Below are 1312 nucleotides of genomic sequence, written 5' to 3'. Positions count from 1 at the left end.
CGCCGAGGACGTCCTCGGCGACCGCGACGAGCCGCGACCAGCTGTTGATCCCGGCACGGAGCGCGACGAGGTCGTCCGCGGCGACGCGAACGCGAACGATCTCGCCGTCGCGGGAGACGGCGGCACCCGAGCGCGCGTCATCGATCTCGCCGACCTCGGGCGCGAGCGCGTCCGCGACGAGCCGTGCCCGTCGCTCCGTGGCGTAGCGAACGGAGAGGATCGTCTCGTGCGCGCGGGACCCGGTCACGGTCGGGGCGAAAACGACTACTCGACGTCGACTTCCTTCACGTCGCCGCCGCGCTCTTTCAGGAGGACGCGGTGGCCGCAGTACGGACAGCGCACGCCGCCGTACTCGTCGAGGGTGACGTCGCGCTTACAGCGGGAGCACTTGTAGCTCATCTGCCTACTCCTCGTCGGCGAGCGCGGCGCGGATGGAACGGCGGACGGTACGGCCGCCGGGCGTCTCGGGCCGGTAGGCGCCGCCGGTGAACGTCTCGCCGGTCTCCTCGTTGACCCAGATGCCGGTACCCACGCGCGTGACGTCGTCGCCGTCGACGGTCGCGTTGCGCATTTCCGCTTCGATGTCCTGGACCCGTTTTCGGGAGACCCGGCCGTAGCGCGCCCCGAATCGGCCCGCGCTGCCGGTGCTTCGTGCCTTGTCCTCGGCCATAGTGACTCCCTTTACCGCCAGCGCGGGTAAAAAGGCTACGAGTCGGGGGCGTCCGCGTCGGGGCGACGACCACCCCGCCGCTCTTTGCCGTCCGTGCGCTATCGGACATATGCCGTCGGACGTGCGCACCTGCGACGACCACGGCTTCTTCGCCGGCGAGTCCTGTCCGGGCTGCGGCGCCGACGGGCGTCACCTGCTCGACGGTCGTCACCGCGAGCGTCTCTCGAAGTTCCTCTCCGGGGTGCTCCGGCACTTCCCCGGCGATGTCGGACTCACGCTCGACGACCGGGGGTGGGCGGACTTCGACGCCCTCGTCGACGCCGCGACGGAGCGGTACGACTGGGCGACGCGCGAGGCGGTCGCGGGCGTCGTCGCGACCGATCCGAACGGGCGGTTCGAACGGGCCGACGACGGTCGCGTCAGGGCGGCGTACGGTCACTCCGTCGACGTGACCCGCGACGACGGGTCCGGCCCGGTCCCGGACACGCTGTACCACGGCACCGCACCGCGCGACCTCGACGCCATCCGCGAGGAGGGACTTCGGCCGATGTCCCGCCAGCGGGTCCACCTCTCGGAATCCGTCGAAGAGGCGGAGCGAGTCGGCCGGCGCCACGCCGACGATCCGGTCGTGCTCGTCGTCGA

General features: G+C 71.6%; 4 protein-coding genes. 1 reads left to right on the top strand and 3 read right to left on the bottom strand.

All coding sequences use genetic code 11. From position 1 onward, the window contains the following. From GJ633_RS16720 to GJ633_RS16710, 3 genes are all read right to left on the bottom strand, one after another. On the bottom strand, positions 1–247 hold a 247-nt coding region (locus GJ633_RS16720), incomplete at its 3' end, for a KEOPS complex subunit Pcc1 (RefSeq protein WP_321169140.1). A 17-nt stretch (positions 248–264) separates the two neighbouring features. Further along, positions 265–399, bottom strand: coding sequence for a DNA-directed RNA polymerase subunit P (locus GJ633_RS16715; RefSeq protein ID WP_094534055.1), 135 nt, complete (start codon positions 397–399; stop codon positions 265–267). Between the two features lie 4 nt (positions 400–403). Beyond that, positions 404–670: a 50S ribosomal protein L37ae gene (locus GJ633_RS16710; RefSeq protein ID WP_156589653.1), complete on the bottom strand. Its 267-nt coding sequence runs from the start codon at positions 668–670 to the stop codon at positions 404–406. A gap of 109 nt (positions 671–779) precedes the next feature. Here GJ633_RS16710 and GJ633_RS16705 point away from each other — a divergent pair. Then, on the top strand, positions 780–1312 hold a 533-nt coding region (locus tag GJ633_RS16705), incomplete at its 3' end, for an RNA 2'-phosphotransferase (RefSeq protein WP_156589652.1).

The organism is Halorubrum sp. CBA1125 (genome assembly GCF_009742825.1).
Classification (GTDB): domain Archaea; phylum Halobacteriota; class Halobacteria; order Halobacteriales; family Haloferacaceae; genus Halorubrum.
The sequence above is the reverse complement of the archived record's forward strand: the minus strand, read 5'-3'. Positions and strand labels throughout refer to the sequence as shown.

What these genes read in the sequence shown, in the direction of transcription:
- GJ633_RS16710 (WP_156589653.1), bottom strand. Translation starts at nt 670, where the DNA reads ATGGCCGAGGACAAGGCACGAAGCACCGGCAGCGCGGGCCGATTCGGG.
- GJ633_RS16715 (WP_094534055.1), bottom strand. Translation starts at nt 399, where the DNA reads ATGAGCTACAAGTGCTCCCGCTGTAAGCGCGACGTCACCCTCGACGAG.